Annotated in this window: 9 protein-coding genes, 4 tRNA genes and 1 pseudogene; 5 read left to right on the top strand and 9 right to left on the bottom strand. The window is 46.3% G+C overall.

Annotation, left to right across the window (positions count from 1 at the left end):
• Positions 1 to 41 precede the first annotated feature (41 nt).
• The gene (cbl, locus tag ACJHXA_RS08670) at positions 42 to 992 is read left to right on the top strand and encodes an HTH-type transcriptional regulator Cbl (protein WP_001011008.1); all 951 of its coding nucleotides are present in this window, start codon (positions 42 to 44) and stop codon (positions 990 to 992) included.
• A gap of 37 nt (positions 993 to 1,029) precedes the next feature.
• On the opposite strand, the gene ACJHXA_RS08665 is transcribed toward cbl, so the two are convergent.
• Positions 1,030 to 1,105: transfer RNA gene (locus ACJHXA_RS08665), tRNA-Asn, on the bottom strand.
• Positions 1,106 to 1,265: 160 nt separating this feature from the next.
• Here ACJHXA_RS08665 and yeeO point away from each other — a divergent pair.
• Both yeeO and ACJHXA_RS08655 read left to right on the top strand, forming a co-directional pair.
• Positions 1,266 to 2,753, top strand: a complete 1,488-nt coding sequence (yeeO, locus tag ACJHXA_RS08660; protein WP_001323172.1) for a toxic metabolite efflux MATE transporter YeeO — start codon at positions 1,266 to 1,268, stop codon at positions 2,751 to 2,753.
• Between the two features lie 100 nt (positions 2,754 to 2,853).
• Positions 2,854 to 2,929 (top strand) — tRNA-Asn (locus ACJHXA_RS08655).
• Positions 2,930 to 3,381: 452 nt separating this feature from the next.
• Here the strand turns inward: ACJHXA_RS08655 and ACJHXA_RS08650 are convergent.
• From ACJHXA_RS08650 to shiA, 3 genes are all read right to left on the bottom strand, one after another.
• Positions 3,382 to 4,098: a YebC/PmpR family DNA-binding transcriptional regulator gene (locus ACJHXA_RS08650; protein WP_000532923.1), complete on the bottom strand. Its 717-nt coding sequence runs from the start codon at positions 4,096 to 4,098 to the stop codon at positions 3,382 to 3,384.
• Positions 4,099 to 4,440: 342 nt separating this feature from the next.
• The gene (gene amn, locus ACJHXA_RS08645) at positions 4,441 to 5,895 is read right to left on the bottom strand and encodes an AMP nucleosidase (protein WP_001060244.1); all 1,455 of its coding nucleotides are present in this window, start codon (positions 5,893 to 5,895) and stop codon (positions 4,441 to 4,443) included.
• A 101-nt stretch (positions 5,896 to 5,996) separates the two neighbouring features.
• A complete protein-coding gene (gene shiA / locus ACJHXA_RS08640; protein ID WP_000378575.1) occupies positions 5,997 to 7,313 on the bottom strand; it encodes a shikimate transporter in 1,317 nt (438 codons plus the stop codon).
• Between the two features lie 314 nt (positions 7,314 to 7,627).
• Between shiA and ACJHXA_RS08635 the strand changes: the two are divergent.
• Positions 7,628 to 8,680, top strand: a pseudogene (locus ACJHXA_RS08635) (glycosyltransferase family 9 protein).
• A gap of 261 nt (positions 8,681 to 8,941) precedes the next feature.
• Here ACJHXA_RS08635 and yeeJ read toward each other — a convergent pair.
• From yeeJ to mtfA, 3 genes are all read right to left on the bottom strand, one after another.
• Positions 8,942 to 16,018 carry an inverse autotransporter adhesin YeeJ gene (gene yeeJ / locus ACJHXA_RS08630; protein WP_186230171.1) on the bottom strand — a complete coding sequence of 2,359 codons (7,077 nt, stop codon included), beginning with the start codon at positions 16,016 to 16,018 and terminating at the stop codon, positions 8,942 to 8,944.
• Positions 16,019 to 16,331: 313 nt separating this feature from the next.
• Positions 16,332 to 16,407, bottom strand: a tRNA-Asn gene (locus tag ACJHXA_RS08625).
• A gap of 100 nt (positions 16,408 to 16,507) precedes the next feature.
• Positions 16,508 to 17,305: a DgsA anti-repressor MtfA gene (mtfA, locus tag ACJHXA_RS08620; RefSeq protein ID WP_001302302.1), complete on the bottom strand. Its 798-nt coding sequence runs from the start codon at positions 17,303 to 17,305 to the stop codon at positions 16,508 to 16,510.
• 93 nt (positions 17,306 to 17,398) lie between these two features.
• On the opposite strand from mtfA, the gene ACJHXA_RS08615 reads away from it, so the two are divergent.
• Positions 17,399 to 17,488, top strand: a tRNA-Ser gene (locus ACJHXA_RS08615).
• 569 nt (positions 17,489 to 18,057) lie between these two features.
• Here ACJHXA_RS08615 and ACJHXA_RS08610 read toward each other — a convergent pair.
• Positions 18,058 to 18,588 carry a cytochrome b gene (locus ACJHXA_RS08610; protein WP_001079074.1) on the bottom strand — a complete coding sequence of 177 codons (531 nt, stop codon included), beginning with the start codon at positions 18,586 to 18,588 and terminating at the stop codon, positions 18,058 to 18,060.
• Between the two features lie 342 nt (positions 18,589 to 18,930).
• Positions 18,931 to 19,581: a metal-binding protein ZinT gene (zinT, locus tag ACJHXA_RS08605; RefSeq protein ID WP_001007759.1), complete on the bottom strand. Its 651-nt coding sequence runs from the start codon at positions 19,579 to 19,581 to the stop codon at positions 18,931 to 18,933.
• Positions 19,582 to 19,583: the final 2 nt, after the last annotated feature.

Genomic DNA, 19,583 nt, shown 5'->3' with positions numbered 1-19,583 from the left:
CTTTAACAATAACGGGAAATCTGAACTGCCCGGAGTTTACCGTGAATTTCCAACAACTAAAGATAATCCGCGAGGCTGCACGTCAGGATTACAACCTGACAGAGGTTGCGAATATGCTTTTTACCTCACAGTCAGGCGTCAGCCGTCATATTCGGGAACTGGAGGATGAACTTGGCATCGAAATATTTGTTCGACGAGGTAAGCGACTGCTGGGCATGACTGAACCGGGCAAAGCATTACTGGTCATTGCAGAACGTATTCTGAATGAAGCCAGTAATGTTCGTCGGCTTGCAGACCTGTTTACCAACGATACGTCTGGCGTTCTCACTATTGCAACGACGCATACTCAGGCACGTTATAGCTTGCCAGAGGTCATTAAAGCTTTTCGCGAACTTTTCCCGGAGGTTCGGCTCGAGCTAATCCAGGGGACGCCACAGGAAATTGCGACATTGTTGCAAAATGGCGAAGCTGATATTGGTATCGCCAGCGAGCGTTTGAGTAATGACCCGCAGCTCGTCGCCTTCCCGTGGTTTCGTTGGCACCATAGTTTGCTTGTTCCACACGATCATCCCTTGACGCAAATTTCACCATTGACGCTGGAATCAATAGCGAAGTGGCCGTTAATCACTTACCGACAGGGGATTACGGGGCGCTCACGTATTGATGACGCATTTGCCCGCAAAGGTTTGCTGGCAGATATTGTATTAAGTGCGCAGGATTCTGATGTCATTAAAACCTATGTTGCTCTTGGGCTTGGGATCGGATTAGTTGCCGAGCAATCCAGTGGCGAACAAGAGGAAGAGAATTTAATCCGCCTGGATACGCGGCATCTTTTTGATGCTAATACTGTCTGGTTGGGACTGAAGCGAGGACAACTTCAGCGTAACTATGTCTGGCGCTTTCTGGAACTTTGTAATGCAGGACTGTCAGTTGAGGATATCAAGCGGCAGGTGATGGAAAGCAGTGAAGAGGAAATTGATTATCAGATATAGCAAAAATCCCGCTATAAAAGCGGGCTTTTCAGGAATTTGGCTCCTCTGACTGGACTCGAACCAGTGACATACGGATTAACAGTCCGCCGTTCTACCGACTGAACTACAGAGGAATCGTTGTTGAGGCACATCTTAACGGCGAAAAATCTTTTGTCAAACCCGATTTTTAAATTCCCCAACTGTTTGCCGTTTCTATCAACAGTTTGTTGCATTTGCAGACAATTTGTTGGCGAAAATCTTTGCAGCTTTGCTGATTCTCCCTCATTATTTGAAATGTGGTTTCACTTTCTGCAATTAAGGTCGGCTTTGAATATCTCCTCTGCTTTACGCCAGGTTGTTCACGGCACTCGCTGGCACGCTAAACGCAAGAGCTACAAAGTGTTGTTCTGGCGCGAGATAACCCCGCTTGCTGTTCCTATCTTCATGGAGAATGCCTGTGTCCTGTTGATGGGGGTTCTGAGCACTTTTCTGGTCAGCTGGCTGGGAAAAGATGCGATGGCCGGCGTGGGATTGGCGGACAGCTTCAATATGGTCATTATGGCTTTTTTTGCTGCTATCGATCTTGGTACTACTGTCGTTGTGGCATTTAGTCTCGGTAAGCGGGATCGACGACGAGCGAGGGTGGCGACGCGGCAGTCATTGGTGATCATGACGTTGTTTGCCGTACTGTTGGCAACGCTTATTCATCATTTTGGCGAACAAATTATTGATTTCGTCGCGGGTGATGCCACGACAGAAGTTAAAGCACTGGCGTTGACTTATCTGGAGCTGACGGTACTCAGTTATCCAGCAGCTGCCATCACTCTTATTGGTAGCGGGGCACTTCGTGGTGCAGGGAATACGAAAATACCGCTATTGATTAACGGTAGCCTGAATATTCTTAATATTATTATTAGCGGCATATTGATTTACGGCCTTTTCTCCTGGCCGGGACTGGGATTTGTCGGGGCAGGGCTGGGTTTAACCATTTCTCGTTATATTGGCGCAGTTGCAATTTTGTGGGTGCTGGCGATTGGTTTTAATCCTGCGCTAAGGATTTCGTTAAAGAGCTATTTTAAACCGCTGAATTTTAGCATTATCTGGGAAGTCATGGGGATTGGTATTCCCGCGAGTGTCGAATCAGTGTTATTTACCAGTGGTCGGTTATTAACCCAAATGTTCGTTGCCGGGATGGGGACCAGTGTTATTGCCGGAAATTTTATCGCGTTTTCAATTGCGGCTCTTATCAACTTACCCGGAAGTGCGCTCGGCTCTGCTTCTACGATCATTACAGGCCGAAGGTTGGGGGTAGGGCAGATAGCGCAAGCAGAGATTCAGTTGCGGCATGTGTTCTGGCTTTCCACTCTTGGATTAACGGCCATCGCCTGGCTAACGGCTCCCTTTGCCGGGGTTATGGCATCGTTTTACACCCAGGATCCACAGGTTAAACATGTCGTTGTGATTCTGATTTGGCTAAATGCTTTATTTATGCCTATTTGGTCCGCCTCATGGGTGCTACCCGCTGGATTTAAAGGTGCTCGTGATGCCCGTTACGCCATGTGGGTTTCGATGTTGAGCATGTGGGGTTGTCGGGTTGTAGTCGGTTATGTGCTGGGAATCATGCTTGGCTGGGGTGTGGTTGGTGTCTGGATGGGAATGTTTGCCGACTGGGCTGTGCGGGCCGTGCTGTTTTACTGGCGAATGGTTACTGGACGTTGGCTATGGAAATACCCTCGACCCGAGCCGCAAAAGTGTGAAAAAAAGCCAGTTGTGTCGGAATAAACGACAAAATGCAGATTATTTCAGCAAACGATTTCAAATTTAAAAAACAGGCTTTGACATTGTGGGTGGGCATCGCTAATATTCGCCTCGTTCTCACGATTCCTCTGTAGTTCAGTCGGTAGAACGGCGGACTGTTAATCCGTATGTCACTGGTTCGAGTCCAGTCAGAGGAGCCAAATTTTAGTTTTGAGACATCTCTATGAGTCTCAAAACAGTTAAAAAATAAAAATTATTTTTACCCGGTTACCTTGTAAAAAAGTGACCGGGTTTTTTGATTTCTGTGTTTCGTGCGCTTAATCGAGTCTCACGCTTCAGTGAGCAAATTGTCCCTCCCCAACAGACATCACGATTCGCAAGGTCAAAAACTCTGTTCCATGAAGTACCGTACAAAGATAAAGAGAAAAATGCCTTATGCGGGATGTCGCTATCGCGTCTTTATCGGGAAACTATGCGTAATTGCCACTTTGCCTTCTGTAATCAGAAAAAGAAGAACTGGAATTTTAATAAATATTATTTCTCTGGGAACGGGGGGGTATAATCAATATGACGAGTTGAATATTATATTTTTTATAAGAATTATATGAGATTAAAGAAATCTGCCGTAAAGACAGATTTCTTTAAAAGATAATTAGAGATTTGCGACGTTATGATAAACTTTTTGTACATCGTCGTCATCTTCAAGGGCATCAACAAGCCCTTCAAAGATTTCTAAATCTTCTGGGGAAAGCTCAACTTCAGATTGAGCAATCATTTCTAATTCTGTTGTTGAGAACTCAGTGATTCCAGCTGCTTTTAGAGCCGCGATTCCTTTATGAAGGTCAGTAGGTTCAGTATAAATAACAATGTTACCTTCTTCTTCAGTCACATCACGAACATCAACTTCAGCTTCAAGTAAAATTTCAAAAATATGGTCAGGGTCTGTCCCTTTAAATACAATCACACCCGTATTGTCAAACATATAGCTGACAGAACCTGCCGCTCCGATATTGCCGCCTTTTTTATTGAAAATTGTGCGAACGTTAGCAATCGTACGGTTAACATTTGAAGTCAATGTCTCGGCGATAATCATTGAGCCATTAGGACCAAAGCCTTCATAACGTCCCTGCACGAACGTTTCATCTCCGCCGCCTTTGGCTTTATCAATTGCTTTATCAATAACGTGCTTTGGAACTTGTGCCTGCTTTGCACGTTCAATAACGAATTTTAAAGATGTGTTTAATTCTGGATCGGGTTCACCTTGTTTAGCAGCAGCATAGATTTCTACACCGAATTTTGCATAAATTTTAGACGTTGCACCGTCTTTAGCCGTTTTTTTAGCAACAATATTGGCCCATTTACGTCCCACTGGAATGATCTCCTCGAAAATTTATTTACATTACTGGTAAATCGTTAACATGTGTTAATTCAGCATATTATATCATAACAGGAAAAATCTCGTCTATTAGAAATAAAAATATTCTAAAGCCATAATCTTATATTTAATTTTATAAAAACTTATATTGTTGGCGGGATTTTTTATAATTGTGTTTTGAAAGCATACTTGCTTTTAATATGTGGAAATCATTAAGACGATAATAAAACTCGTATCCGCCCAAGGAAGCAAACAGCCCACGATTATTGCAGGCTATTTGCCAGGTGTCTTACTTACTCCTTCACATCTATTTCTGATAAGAAGGTTCAGAACTTATTATCGGAACGGCGGCTCATTAAAGGTTCGTAATTTACGCGAATGCAGTCGGTCGCCTTCTGCGCGCAGCAAATCGATCGCCCGAATGCCAATTTGCAGATGTTCGGAAATAGCGCCTTCATAAAAACGGTTAGCCTGGCCGGGAAGTTTAATCTCGCCATGCAACGGTTTATCTGAAACACACAGTAGTGTCCCGTATGGCACGCGGAAACGATATCCTTGCGCGGCAATGGTTGCACTTTCCATATCAATTGCTACGGCCCGGCTTAAGTTAAAACGAAGTGCAGAAGCTGAGTAACGTAATTCCCAGTTCCTGTCATCTGTGGTTACCACAGTACCAGTACGTAGCCGCTGTTTGACTTCCTCACCGGGCCTGCCGCTCACCAGCTTGGTGGCGTCATAAAGCGCACGTTGCACTTCAGCAATGCTCGGAATAGGAATATCGGGCGGCAGAACCGCATCAAGAACGTGGTCATCGCGTAAATAAGCGTGTGCAAGTACATAATCGCCAATGGCCTGACTTTCACGTAATCCGCCACAGTGACCAATCATCAACCAGACATCCGGGCGTAGCACTGCCAGATGATCGCAGATGGTTTTAGCATTTGACGGTCCCACGCCAATATTCACCAGAGTAATACCCTGACCATCGGCGGTAATTAAATGCCATGCTGGCATCTGATGTTTTTTCCATGCAAGGTCGGAAATGGCTTCTTCTGGCGCTTCGGTTTCGGCGGTGATCCAGTTCCCGCCAGCACAAGAAAGGGCAATGTAGGGACTATCAGGATCGAGGATCTGGCTGCATCCCCAACGAACGAATTCATCCACATAACGTGTGTAGTTGGTAAACAAGACGAACGGCTGAAAATGTTCAACTGGCGTACCGGTATAATGGCGCAACCGTGCGAGGGAAAAATCGACGCGGCGCGCATCAAAATGCGATAGCGGGGAGAATTCAGTTGGATGATAAATGCCGTCTGCAGTTTCATCGCCAATTTGCGCCAGTTCTGTTGTCGGGAAGTAGCGAGTTAACCCAGCGCTCATTGAGCGATCAAGTGTCAATTCAGAGCCATCGATGACATAAGGATAAGGGATTTCATGCTGCGAGGGTTGCACTGAGATATGCGCACCATAATCCTGATACAGCAACGTAAGTTGTTCATTAAGATACGAACGAAAGAGAGTAGGGCGAGTAATCGTGGTGGTGTAGCTGCCTGCGTGGGTAAAGCGACCAAATGCGCGCGTTTTGGGGGGATTGGTTGTGCTACCGTCCCAGGTTACGGTCAGTGATGGATAGACAAAAAGACCTTGTTTGCGGGCGTTTTCATCAGGTAATTCGCCACTTGTAATATAGTTGCCAATGGCGTTGCGTAATGCGACTACAGATTGCTCATACAGCGCGTCGAGTTTATCCAGTGCCTGAGCTGGGGTCAGACCGGAGCCCTTATTATTCATGTGTGTCTCCTGTTCCATACAATTACCGCACATCCGATAGTATGTCACAGAAATGTGAAACAAAAGTGTAAGGCGAAGATCGGATGATCTTCGCCAGGCTATCAAGCGCGTTGACTGTCTTTCATCAACAAAGCGGTCATTGCGGAAATCAGGCATCCAGCCAGCAAATAAATGGCGACGCTATGCCAGTTCCCGGCAAAGTAAGTGATGAGTGCAGCGGCAATAAAAGGTGTAAATCCACCGCCAACCACACTGGCAACCTGATAACCGACTCCAGCGCCACTATAGCGATAACTGGCACCAAACATTTCGGTAAACATCGGTTGTTGCACACACACCACCATGTCATGCGCAATGTTTGCCAGCATTATGGAGAAGAAAACTATCCAGAAAATAGATTGTGCTTCAAGCGCCATAAAGAAAGGAAATGCGCTCAACGTTCCGATTAACGTACCTGTGATATAAACCCTACGGCGACCAAAACGATCGGCAAGCCAGGCAAAACAGGGAATTGTCAGGCAGCTTAATCCACCTACCAGCAAACCAATATTAAGGAAAAGTTCGCGCGGTAGCCCCATATTCTGGGTTGAATAATTAAGTGCAAAGGCAGTAACGATGTACATCGTCAGCAATTCGCACAGTCGTAGCGCAATAATCTTCAGGAAAGCACCGGGATGTCGTAACAGCGCTTCGATAACCGGGATGCGTTTTTTCGCGGCAGCTTGATAATGTTGCTGTTGTTCAAATTCCGCGGACTCCTCCATGCCATTGCGCACCCACAATGCTCCCAGTACCAGTACGATGCTAAACAGGAAAGGAATGCGCCAGCCCCAGCTTAAAAACTGTTCGTCAGTCGTCATCATACTGATCAATGAAACCAGTCCGGTTGAAAGCAGTAAACCTACACCGTAGCCAACTTGTACACCGCTACTGTAAAAGGCTTTTTTATTTTTCGGTGCACTTTCAACGGAAAGCAACGCCGCGCCTCCCCATTCGCCGCCGACTGCAAATCCCTGAATGGCACGCAGTGTCACCAGCAAAATAGGTGCCCACCACCCAATGGTCGAGAATGAAGGAAGAATACCAATCAAGGCTGTCGCGATGCCCATCATCCAGACGGTCAGCATTAACATGCGCTTACGTCCCAGTCGGTCGCCAAAGTGACCGAAAATGACACCGCCGAGCGGACGGAAAAGAAATCCGACGCCAAAGGTAGCAAATGCGGCGAGCGTTCCCATCGCCGGGCTTACTTGCGGGAAAAACTCGCGATTAAACACCAGTGCGGCGGTGATGCCATAGAGTAAAAAATCATACCAGTCGACGACGGCACCAGCGAAGCTGCCTAACGCAGCTCGTCGGGCGCGACTTAACGAAAGCGTCCCTTCATCGGGACGAGTGGAGATGAGCGTGGAGTCCATAATGATCCTGTTTGTACTGTCTTTTTATAATTAGTATGGAAAAGGTAACTCACATTGCCGTCGATCTATAAACGAACCTTATGAGACTACCTCGACAGAGCGCATCTGCAAATGATTTTATGGCTGATTAGCGGCAACATGAAAAATTCGATGGAAGATGAAAGCGCAGGAGTTGCTGGTGTTGTTTAAGGATTAAGCAGAGGACCCACAGGTTAGAGATATGAAACATAAAAGTCCGCATATGCACAAAATGGCACCCTGATGAGTCTGATAGACTGCATTGCATTATAACCAGTAGGGAGGCGAGGTTAGGTATGTTTTTAGCATCATTGTTGAGACGTATTGCATTTAGTTACTACGATTATAAAGCTTATAATTTCAATATTGAAAAAACAGACTTTGTTGTCATCCATATTCCCGATCAGATTGGCGATGCTATGGCCATCTTTCCTGTTATTCGGGCGCTTGAATTGCATAAAATTAAGCATCTTTTAATTGTAACGTCGACAATTAATTTAGAAGTCTTTAATGCGCTTAAACTTGAACAGACTAAATTAACATTAGTCACAATGACTATGCAGGATCACGCAACATTAAAAGAAATAAAAGATTTAGCAAAGAACATAACACAGCAATACGGTACGCCGGATCTTTGCATTGAGGGGATGCGTAAAAAGAACCTGAAAACGATGTTATTTATCAGTCAGTTGAAAGCAAAAACGAATTTTCAGGTTGTTGGTATAACCATGAATTGCTTCTCCCCTTTGTGCAAGAACGCGTCCCGTATGGATCAGAAACTCCGGGCTCCCGTACCTATGACATGGGCATTTATGATGCGTGAGGCGGGTTTTCCAGCAGTCAGGCTAATATATGAATTGCCACTAAGTGAGGATGTACTCGATGAGGTGCGCGAGGAAATGCGATCGTTAGGATCTTACATTGCGTTCAATTTAGAAGGTAGCTCGCAGGAACGTACATTTTCATTATCGATTGCAGAAAATCTAATAGCAAAAATTTAAAGTGAAACAGATATACCAATAGTGATCGTTCATGGACCCAAAGGTGAAGATAAAGCCAGGGCATTAGTGGATTGTTATAATAATGTCTACCGTTTATCCTTACCACCCTCGATTAAACGTTCAGCAGCAATCATAAAAGATGCTTATATCGCAATAACTCCTGACACCTCAATATTACATATGGCAAGTGCCTATAATACCCCTGTTGTTGCAATTTATGCTGATTACAAAACGCGATGGCCCGCAATGGCCGATGTCTCGGAGTCAGTCGTCGTTGGGCAAAAAATTGACAATATAAGTCTGGATGAATTCGCAAAGGCATTAAAAAGTGTTTTGGCGAGAATATGAGACAGTACTTATGCATAGTAATGCCGATCTGTTATGAACGGTGGTGTCATCAATACTCTGAGGCTGGTCAATCATCACAGAAAACCAGCCTTTAGATCAAAGCAGTACTCACCGAAAATGATCATAGTCACATCGAACGCGATTCTGGCGGTGCCGCATTTTTATTTATTCATTTTCTGTGAGAGAAGGGCTAGTTCTGTAGAGGGAATGTAAAAAAGAGTGCCCCGAATGGAACACTCTTTAAGAAATTATAACGGAAAATCACAGGTTTTTATAACATGTCGCATAAGCAAACCCAAGCTTTTCAAATACGCTTTGATCACCTGTTGCCAGGGAAACTACGTATTGTTCGCTTGAGTTTGCGGGACTAGATGACCAATACATATTTGATTGAAAACCAGCGTCAGTCGTGTAATGCCCCATATCTCCCCATTCACTGTACAGTGACCCGATGCCTCGGGAACTACAGTGGTTTAAATAGTTTGCTCTGGGGAGCGTGTAGCCATTGCTGCTGCAAAAATTTTCAGCAAGGCTGTATATCATGAAAGCCTCGCCGGCGTTCACCCACCAACTCTTCACACGGATTTCGTATACATAGCTAGGGCCTCCTGATTTTGGCGTCGCCGTAATCCTTTCCGAATTGCTGCCGACATTTTTAAATGTCACTTTACCGGTAGCATCAACATCGACCCAGGAGGCAGAGCTTGAAAACTCATAATCAGCCGCCGTTTTTCCTGGGGCAAAGTTGTCATTATTCAACTGATAATACGCCCCGGTGAACCCCTGCGAAGGGAATGTAGTTGTCGGTAGGTCAGTACCATTGACTGATACTGTACCGCTCATTATTTTGTCTTCTGCGCGAGTGAATTGTATTGTGGTACTCAGACCAGCTTGATGAACACCATTCAATACAGGGATCAGCGTTGCGATACCCTCTCCGCCTCCTGTAACAGTGGCTTTGTAATCACCGTTGATATTTAGACTGTAATCAATTGCGCTAATTTTTATATAGGGCACGTTAGTACCTGATTGCACAAATTCCATCCCTTCAGAAACTTTGATCGGATTGCCTGATATATCGTGCAGAACAAGACGTAATTCAGCACTATCGGTATAGTCCCCTTTCAGTGATGACCGATTGCTCTTAAGGACGGACTGCGAGGTGTCTGCCGGGCCAGCCACCAGCGTTATATCTACTGTTTGCATTCCACCAGCGGTCGTGACTGCGCTTACCGTGACGCTACCTGTCATCGCTCCTTTCACGCTTGTTGTCGCGATTCCGTTTTGATCGGTCACCGCTGTTAATGACGTTAATGTGGCAGAGCCGCTTTTTAAGGCGAAGTACACAGTGAGACCTTCGATCAGGTTACCACTGCCATCCTCAACCGTTGCCTTTAAGGTACTTAAATCAGTGTTGGTGGCGGCGATAGTCGATGGATCAGCGATAAAGCTAGCAACATGGGCGGTGCTTGAGTTGCCAGTGACTTTCACGGTTGTCTGTGTCTGTATTGTTACGCCGTTATGGAAAGATGCAGTCACCGTATATGTACCGACTTTATTGCTGGTCAAAACGACTGGAGCCTGACCTGAAGAGTTAGTTCTCACTTTTCCGCCACTTAACGTCGTCCCTTCTGGCGTTACGCTAAAGTTGATGACCTGACCCTCCACTGGAGTGCCATTTGCAGAGGTTAGCGTTGCCGTCAGAGTAGCGCCTGTAGGGGCATAGACACCGATAAGCGGACTGGACGCCGTGAGTGTCAGTTTTTCATCAATAGCCTCCAGTTGTTTCTCAAGTGAGGCTCCATTCGGCAGGGATGCTTTCACCATATACGAACCGTTTCTTTCGGGCGTCATGGTGACCTCGGCTACACCCTGCGTATTAGTAGAGACCGTATTCTGGCTGATGATCATTTGCGAGGATGGCTCTGCACTGAATGTCACGGGTTGATGCGCAACCGGGTTGCCAAACTGGTCGTTAACGTGAGCTTTAACTGCTACGTCTTGTGCGACCATTACCTGACCTTCCGGTATCTCCAGACTGGTAATCGTCGCAGAATTAACATCTGCACTGGCATTCAGTAATCGCGAGATGACTTCAGTAGGTTTATCTGCCAGAGAGGCTGAAACTGTTTTCAGTCCGACCTCGGTGCTTGTCACAAGAATTTCAGCGAAACCCCGATCATCCGTTTCAACGCTGGTGCTGCTTAGCGTGACGGAGGTTCCGCGGAAATTAACTTTTATGCCTTCTACCGGGTTGCCGTTAGCGTCAGTGACGCTTGCCGTCATGGTTGCGCCCTCGGTCGTGCTGACGACGAATGAGTATACAGAGGTTAAGGAGGCTAGTTTTGCGGTACCAGCATCGGCAATCAAAGTCACCTGTTTCGTATCACTGACACCATAATTGTTCACGCTAACTGTCACGGGGTAGGTGCCGGATTTTGTACCGCTCAGTGTAACTTCAGCCTTGCCGTTGATATCAGTAATGGCGGAACCGCCTTGTCCGAGAGTAAAGCTTGCGCTCACATCTGCCGGTAGCGTGAATGTCACCGCCTCATTGGCTAACGGGTTGCCGTTTCCATCAGTCACTGTTGCCTGCAGCCTGGTCATCCCGACGTTATTAGCGATAAAATTGTCCTCGGTAACGTTAAGATTAACCTGCGCAGTGAGCGTATCCGCAATAAAGTTCACCACCAACTGCTCACTCTTACCGCCAGTCATCGATGCTGTAACAGTATGAGCGCCTGCTTTTGTACCTTTCAGCGTGACTTTCGCTTTGCCTTCAGCATCAGTAATCACTTTACCGCCATCGCTCAGCGTGAAGTTCGCCTTCACATCTTCCGGCAGAGTAAATGTTACCTCAGTGTTGGCTATCGCATTGCCCTCTGTATCAGCGACTGTTGCTGTTAGTGTCGTGAGATCGTTATTGTCGGCAATCACCGGATCCTTCGAGGCTGCCAGCGTGATTTCAGCATTCGCGACGTTCGGCACATAGGTCACTGTTTGTTGCATCGAATCGCCATTTTCGAGGGTTGCCGTCAATTGATAAACCCCTGCTTTTGTAGCGGTAAAGCTTGCGTAAAAATTGCCGTCGTGGTTGGTAGTATATATAGCGTTATTACTGGGGGTCACGCCTTCACTTGGTGAAACGCTGAGGGTTACCTCCTGCTGGGGGACACCGTTGCCGTAATTATCCTTCACCTCAATATACAGACTGGTTGTCTCGCCTGCGGAGACTGTATCAAAAAGTGCCTGTAGCAAGGTGAGATGTGCCGTAGACGCATCAGCGTTGACATTAATTGATGTGCTAAGCGTGGAGCTACCATTTTCCAGACTGGCCTCAACGGTATCCGGTCTCGCTCCTGATTCTATCGAGGAGCGGGTATTGGTATAAGTGACGGTAGCCTTACCCTGTTCGTTCGTCACGGCTTGACCGCCGTTCGTCATTTCGGCTGTCGCTGCGTTGCTGGTGAAGTTCACAGTCACACCTTTCACCGGAAAGCCATTATTATCAACGACTGTGGCGGTGATGACGCTGCCGGAGCTGTTCTGCGGGGTACCGGCGATTATGCTGTCTGGGACAGGCGTCAACTCGATAATTTTTGCCGCCGCTGTGTCGCCAATAAAATGCACAGTTTTGTTGTCGCTGGCACCATTATTAGCCAGTGATGCAGTAACCGTCTTCTCACCAAAGGCAACGCCTGCGAGAGTGGCCTGCGCGATGCCAGACTCGTTGGTATTACTTACTCCCGGGGGCAGGGTGAGTCCTGAAGAGGCTGAGCTGAATGTTACCGGAAGATTATTCACCTCATTGTCGAACTGATCTTTAACCGTTGCAGTTAGCGTTGCGCTATCGACGCCATTACCTGTGATCTCATCTTTTGATATCTGCAGGACAACCTGAGCCGAGGCTTTGTCCGCCACAAATGTTACCGGCTGCGAATCACTGGTATTGTTATTACCCAGCGTTGCGGTAACCGTATGCGTGCCCGCTTTTTTACCTTTCAGCGTGACATGCGCTTCCCCATTGGCCTGAGTGATGGCAATACCGTTATTTTCAAGGGTAAAGTTTGCCGCAACGTCCTGTGGCATGGTGAAGTTTACCGTTATCCCCGCCACCGGATGATTCGACGGATCTTTCACTGTTGCTGTCAGAGTTGTCTCATCCACGCCATTCCCAATGATTTCCGCTTTCGATGTTTGCAAAACGACAACCGCTCTGTCTTTATCCGCCACAAACGTCATTGGCTGTGCATCGCTGACATTGCTGTTAGCCAGACGAGCCATGATCATATGCGTGCCCGCTAACGTGCCGGTCAGGGAGGCGATTGCAACCCCGTTACTATCCGTCATGCCTTTTCCTCCGTTGCTAATCGAGAACTTACTTGCGACGTCGTTTGGCACAGAGAAGGTGATTTCTTTATCTTTTAGTGGGTTGCCATTTTTATCCTGCAAGGTTGCAGTCATATATTGCGGAGCTGTGTTGGTGACGGTGATATCACCTGAAGGCACACTGAGGGTCAGGGCAGCAGTACTTTGATCACCGATAAAATTCACCTGTTGATTAGCCTGGGAACCAGAGCTCACAGAGGCCGTAACCCTATAATCACCATTTTTCAAACTGGTCAGCGTAGCTGTGGCGATCCCGTCGTGGCTATTCACTTCGGTTTGGCTCAGTTTCGCCTCTGCTGAATTAACATTGAAAGTGACCATGACGTCATTGAGCAGGTTGCCTTTTGCATCCCGGACGGTCGCGGTCATTGTGACGCTGTCATTGCCGTCAGCAACCACTTCATTTTTCGACTTCTGCAGATCAACCTGCGCGGTACTCGAGTCGCCGACAAAACTGACGATTAACGTTTGTTTCACGCCATTTTCAAGGGTGACTTCAACCGTGTTGTCTTCCTGCTTACTACTTTTCAGATCAAAAGTCGCCAGACCATTAACATCCGTTTTTGCGGTGTTTTGATTGTTGAAGGAAGTTGCCGATCCGCTTAATACCGCAAACGTGACGGTATGATCATTGATTGGGTTGCTTCCTTCATCAGCGACATTGACCGAGACGGTGTTTGCTGCATTCTCATTGGCGAGCACACCATTATTGCTGGCAGATAATGTCGCAATTTTCGCTGACTGCGGGTTGGCGTCGATGATAAATCCAGCGGTATGCAAATCTTCATTCCAGTTTTGCATTAATAGCTTCGCAGTAAGTCCACTGCCTTTGGTATAGGCGGTATAGGTCGCCTTATAGACGCCATCTGCGGTTTCTTTCCAGTCTGTAGTGACTCCTGGTTTCACGTTGTCGATGCTGACTGCGTTATTCAGTTGCTGTTTTTGTTCCTTAACAGGTTTGTCATTTTCATCTCTCAGTTCTACCGTCACCTCGATAGGATTGCCGGAGAGATAACGGTCCTTATCAATCTTAATTGACGAGTGAGTTCGGGATGACGAAACAGAAATGATATTCACCACGGCGGGGGCTTTAGCCGCATCCACACCATTCAGCTGTGGCATCAGCGTCAGCGTGCCAGACATCGCTCCTGTGGTCAGGATCTGGGTATAGCTTCCGTCACCATTATCTTTCCAGTCAGAAAGGGTGATGTCCTGAACACCTTCGTGACGCGTCGAGAGCACCAGCCCGACAACAGGATTACCTGCTGCATCATGCGCAATAAAAGTCAGTGTGGCGGTTGAATGGGAATCCGCGTTCAATGTTTGGGTACTTAACGATACCGAGGAATCTTTCTGGCTTAGCGTAGGTGCCTGAACGACCACCATGCTCTGTTCACGATTCGACAAATTGCCTTTGACATCTTCGGCGGTGACTTCAATCGGCCAGGTGTTATCGGTTTCTGGCGTACTGGTGAACCGGTAAGCCGGCAGGGTAACCAGAATATCTTTACCCGTTGTGACCACTTTGCCACCGGCAGCTTCCAGTGCGGTGGCTTCGACGTTATAGCCTTTCAGGGCATATTTGGTTTGTAGCGACGAAACCAGTGATTTCACTTCTCCTGACTTCCCTGTCACGGGGTCTGTCAGGGTCAGGCGAACCAGTTCTTTTTTGCGATATTCCAGAACGATATTGTTGTTGCGATCCACCAGATCATAACGGCTGCCTGCAAGGCTACGCCGTGCAGCGACTTCATTCGGGTCAAGCTGTTTCTGCATTGCGCTGCCAGGTTGCCAGGTAAAATCGACGGCAAAACGGGTGTCATTTTCGCCCTGTTTACCCTGGCGTTGCTCCGCGCTGAAGGTCATCAGCGGGAAGGGGGTATAGTTAAGTCCAGCGGTTATGGCATGAGGATTACTTTGCCGATCGTCTTTATCGAACAGGGCCACTTCATCGCCATAATACTGTTCATAGACCAGTTTACCGCCAAGGTGCGGCCAGGCGGGTAGCCAGCTTTCTGCGCGTACATCCCAGCCATTGGCCGGGCGTGCTTCATAATCGTTGTCCAGTTCAGGTGCGCTGCGCCAGTTGGTCAGTCGCAAATAGCCGTTACTGCTTAATTTTAGATAGTCGCGCCAGTACTCCGCGCCAATGCCGGCGCGGGAGTGGTAACGGCTAAGATCGTGGTCGAAAAAGAAGTTGATGCCCGACATCCATGTGGGAGTGAAATGACGCCAACCTAAGCCGTTGTTAATCTGCGTACGCTCGTCAGTACGATGGAGAGTATGCTGACTGAAAAAGAGATTATCAGGCGTTTTATACCACGGATGGAGAAAATCGAACTGGGAGTTCTTCAGGCTAAAATCTTCATCCACGCCCAGCGTGATTCTTGCGGTACCGAAGCGGCTTAACCAGTCTGTCATTGCGCCTGAAGCCTGAGAAGAGGCCCATCCACGCGCCATATTTGCCGCTTGCTCGCTGTTCATATCTTCGGCGAGCAGAGACCCGATTTGCTGTGAAGTACTGGCTATCTGTTGCTCGAGGTTGTCACTGCTATTACCCGGCGGCGGGGTTAATTTTTTTTCACTAACTTGTGCCGGGACATCCAGTTCATCACCCTGGCGGACATTATCAAAACCTCGAGCAAACGTACGAAACTGGTTGAGTTTGCGTAACTCAGCCACCGAAATACCGAAACGTTCGGCAACGCTTTGGGCCGATTCCAACGCTCCAAGGGTGTAGGGCACCGTATTGGCATTTGCAATGGCAATTTGTGCAGGAACTGGTTGTTGGGTTGCGGCGTTTACCACACCTTGTGCTGCCGCAGCCATAGGGAACGCAAGTTGAGTTATCAGACAGATACCCGCAGTTAAGCGGCGTAGTTTAATTCCCATCCCGCATAATATTTGTCGGTCATTTATTTCTTCTCCACTTCTCTTCTTCGTAGCCATGCTTACCTTCCCTGAACGAGCTAACATAAATGCGCCCTTTCTAGCACAGCGAAAAAATGTAAATACTGATAGCAATATGATTGAAAATTAATAACTTTTCGTTAGGCAGTTTTGGGTGTGAGTTGCAAGAGGGGAGACTACTGAATAACTCAAGTTTTATAATCGAGGGGAAAATGGTGATGGCGTTCATAGCAAAACGCCCTCAACCATAAAGGTCGAGGGCGCTTAAGATGTTAAAAACCCGCTATCCGTTAAAAAACAATGTTCAACTAAGGTCAGTGACATTGCGCTAAAAAAGCGAATTTTTAGAATTTGGCTCCTCTGACTGGACTCGAACCAGTGACATACGGATTAACAGTCCGCCGTTCTACCGACTGAACTACAGAGGAATCGTGTGAACGGGGCGAATATTACTTAGCGGTACCTTGTCTGTCAACACTAAATTTCATAAGTCATTTCAATTGGTTAATTAATCTGCAAAGTTGTTAATTAATGAACATTCGTCGCCGAAAACGAGTCTGTATCATTAGCGTGATGCAGTCTCTGCAAAGGATCTTGTTGATAAAATTGGCAGAAACGTTGCCACAATGAAGGGAAACGAGGAGCAAAAAGTTCTGGGGCGCTAAAGAAATATTCAGAAAGTACGGCAAAACATTCAGCAGGATCGCTGGCTGCATAAGCATCAATGCTCGCCGCATTCTCGCCAACCAATTCGATTTCTTCCTGAATGTTGTTCATTGCAGCATGAAGATCGTGTTCCCAGCCAGCAACCTCACGCAACGGAATAAAGGGAACTCCGCTGGCGCGATCGCCGTTACGGGTGTCCAGCTTATGAGCGACTTCATGAATAATCAGGTTAAAACCAGAAGCATCAAAAGAATCTTGTATATCCAACCAGTTCAAAACGATAGGCCCTTGCTGCCAGCTCTGACCTGACTGAACAATACGTTGGTTATGCACCAGACCGATATCGTCTTCCCATTCATCATCGACCACAAATGGCGCAGGATAAATTAAGACTTCATGAAAACCATCCAGCCATTCCAGTCCTAACTCCAGAACGGGTAGGCAAAATAGAAGTGCTATCCGGCAGCTTCTTAATGAATCCAGTTCAAAGCCCTGTAAAGGAACAAGCCGCTTTTGCTGTAAAAAACGTTCGGCAAGAGTGACTAATTTGCTTTGTTCCTGTTCCGTCAGACACGTTAAAAGGGGGATCGATAGTGCTTCCTGCCAGGGAAGGGCAGTTTGATGTGCTGATTCTTGTACTTTCCAGGGCCACTTAATCATCGTTTTGCTCGCAAACTCGTCACTTGAACAAAATTGCACGGACAGGGACTGTTAAAATGCCAAATTTCCTGGCATCATGGCAACCATCTGAACGGAGAGATGCCGGAGCGGCTGAACGGACCGGTCTCGAAAACCGGAGTAGGGGCAACTCTACCGGGGGTTCAAATCCCCCTCTCTCCGCCACTTTATCAATGACTTATCTCCCGACTTCCCGCCTTGCTTTTCCTAAACAGAACAATCGTAGAATATTCTTGAAGGGTTAGATCGTCACTGTTTTCTGTTCGATACTGTGACATTCAGCACTTGATTCGCTATGGATCTGACAGGAAGCTTTCGAGCGAAAATGTGCAGTTATTCAGTCGTTTTCTTATCGCTCACCATTATTCTTTTAGACATTCATCCTATGAAACTGCCGCAAAGTTGGTGGTGGGAACTGAAGTTGCGTAGAGAAGGGTTCAATAATTGAGTCAAAAAAGGAACGCGGCCGTCAGATTAAAGCCGCGGGACAAAGTCCATAATTTCCAAGAGTTGTTGAATTTCCCAGCTTTTTTGAAAGCCTTTGTATCATACTAACAAGTAAAAAAGGTTTAAATACCAAAATTAACCTGTATTTTTGATAAGTCTTACCATTGTACGATTTACACAGTTTCTGCTCCTCCTTGTTGATAGTGGAAAGGGTGCATTGTGCACTTGCGTAAACATTTATGACGCGTTGATGTCCATGGTTCACATTTCCTTGTCAGGGGATCGACTTATTTGCGGCGAGGCATCATTCGTAACAGAGTATTATCTTTCTGAATGTAGTGATGAAAGAGTGCTGCGCCAGCGTGAGCTGCGATTAAAAAGTAACCTATATTTGCCCAGGTTTCGTGAATATTTTTTATCAGTGCTTTAATTTCGCTGTTTGGGGTAACAAAGGGAGACACATTGAAACCAAGGAAACTCCACGATTTTCCACTGTAAGCCATCAAAGCAATCCCCAGCAGAGGAAGTGCAAGGAAGGTTATATAAAGCATGATGTGCATTAGCGAAGCCGCTTTCATTTGCCAGGCAGGTGGCGGTGGCACAATAGAAGGATCACTATAACGGTGTTTTATAATCAGGCGTGAAAACATTAACACCCAAACGAATATACCCGCATTGTAATGTGTTTCTCGCATCAGCAGATAAGTACTACTACCTTTAGGAAACCAGCCACGGAGTTCCATCGCGGCATAGGTTATTGCAACGAAAAGCAGCGTTATCCAATGTAAATAAATTTGAGTTTTTGAGAATCGGTTCATTTTTGTAGCTCCTGTAATTTTTACAGTCAAGCTATCCCACGAACCTTAAAAATTCCTTATACAGATGTGGTTTTAAGAATTTGTTATTTAAAAAATTGATAGTGCACATTGTAACCAGCCAATATAAGCAATGGCGTGAGCACAGGTATCTTTCTCTGTTGGCCGTATTGTGTATGGAATCCGTTATTGGTTAACTCAATGCGGGTTAGCTTATTAATATACAGACACGTCATAGTGATGAGCGTGTCTGTAGCTAGCTTGCGTTCAGTGGCGTTTGTGGATGGACCAGTGGCAGTTATGATGACTTACTAAAGCGGCATCGAGGCGTTATCATGAGAATACTCAATGAGACATCATTTCCTCGACCACTTCTTCGCTACTCAACTGATATGGATAATACGTTGGCCAGTTTTCCATTTCATTTAATAAAGATTGCTGTGAATCATTACCCATAAAAATGTGAAAATGAGATGATTTTCGTGGTGCAATTATATGATCGCTAAATTGTATATATTTAGGGGCTTTGCTTTCAGGATCTTTACATTCGAATAAGTAACGAACGCCTTTCTTGCCTGATTTATAGGTGAGTATTTTGTATCCATCGTAATCATATTTACAGGATGTTGTTTCATTATTTCTATGGAATTCAACAATGCCGTCCTCAATGCCAATCATCTCGATATCTGTTGCATAACCTTTGTGATAATAATCTTTAATTTCAGCAAATGTTTTAGTTTTATCTGCATCCGCTTTCTTCTGAAAGACGGGGTCAAGTTTGCCACTTTGCAGTAAAGGATAAACGGATTGCCAGACTCCATCCCAGTCACTGAGCGTTCGGTTTTGTACATTGGCATCATCAAAAACACCATTAGCAGCTTTTTGTTCGACCTCTGTTAAGGGTTTGCCGTGTGAGTGATGACCATGCGAAAAGGCAGGAGCGCTAACAATAAAGACACCTAAAGCAACAGCCAGTTTGTGAAGACGAATCGCCAAAA

It is taken from the genome of Escherichia sp. WS33 (assembly GCF_046486385.1).
Lineage (GTDB): Bacteria > Pseudomonadota > Gammaproteobacteria > Enterobacterales > Enterobacteriaceae > ECMA0423.
The sequence above is the reverse complement of the archived record's forward strand: the minus strand, read 5'-3'. Positions and strand labels throughout refer to the sequence as shown.

Bases quoted from the DNA above. Each gene is read 5' to 3' on its own strand.
- yeeJ (WP_186230171.1), bottom strand. From the start codon at position 16,018: ATGGCTACGAAGAAGAGAAGTGGAGAAGAAATAAATGACCGACAAATA.
- mtfA (WP_001302302.1), bottom strand. From the start codon at position 17,305: ATGATTAAGTGGCCCTGGAAAGTACAAGAATCAGCACATCAAACTGCC.
- ACJHXA_RS08610 (WP_001079074.1), bottom strand. From the start codon at position 18,588: ATGAACCGATTCTCAAAAACTCAAATTTATTTACATTGGATAACGCTG.
- amn (WP_001060244.1), bottom strand. From the start codon at position 5,895: ATGAATAATAAGGGCTCCGGTCTGACCCCAGCTCAGGCACTGGATAAA.
- yeeO (WP_001323172.1), top strand. From the start codon at position 1,266: ATGTGGTTTCACTTTCTGCAATTAAGGTCGGCTTTGAATATCTCCTCT.
- shiA (WP_000378575.1), bottom strand. From the start codon at position 7,313: ATGGACTCCACGCTCATCTCCACTCGTCCCGATGAAGGGACGCTTTCG.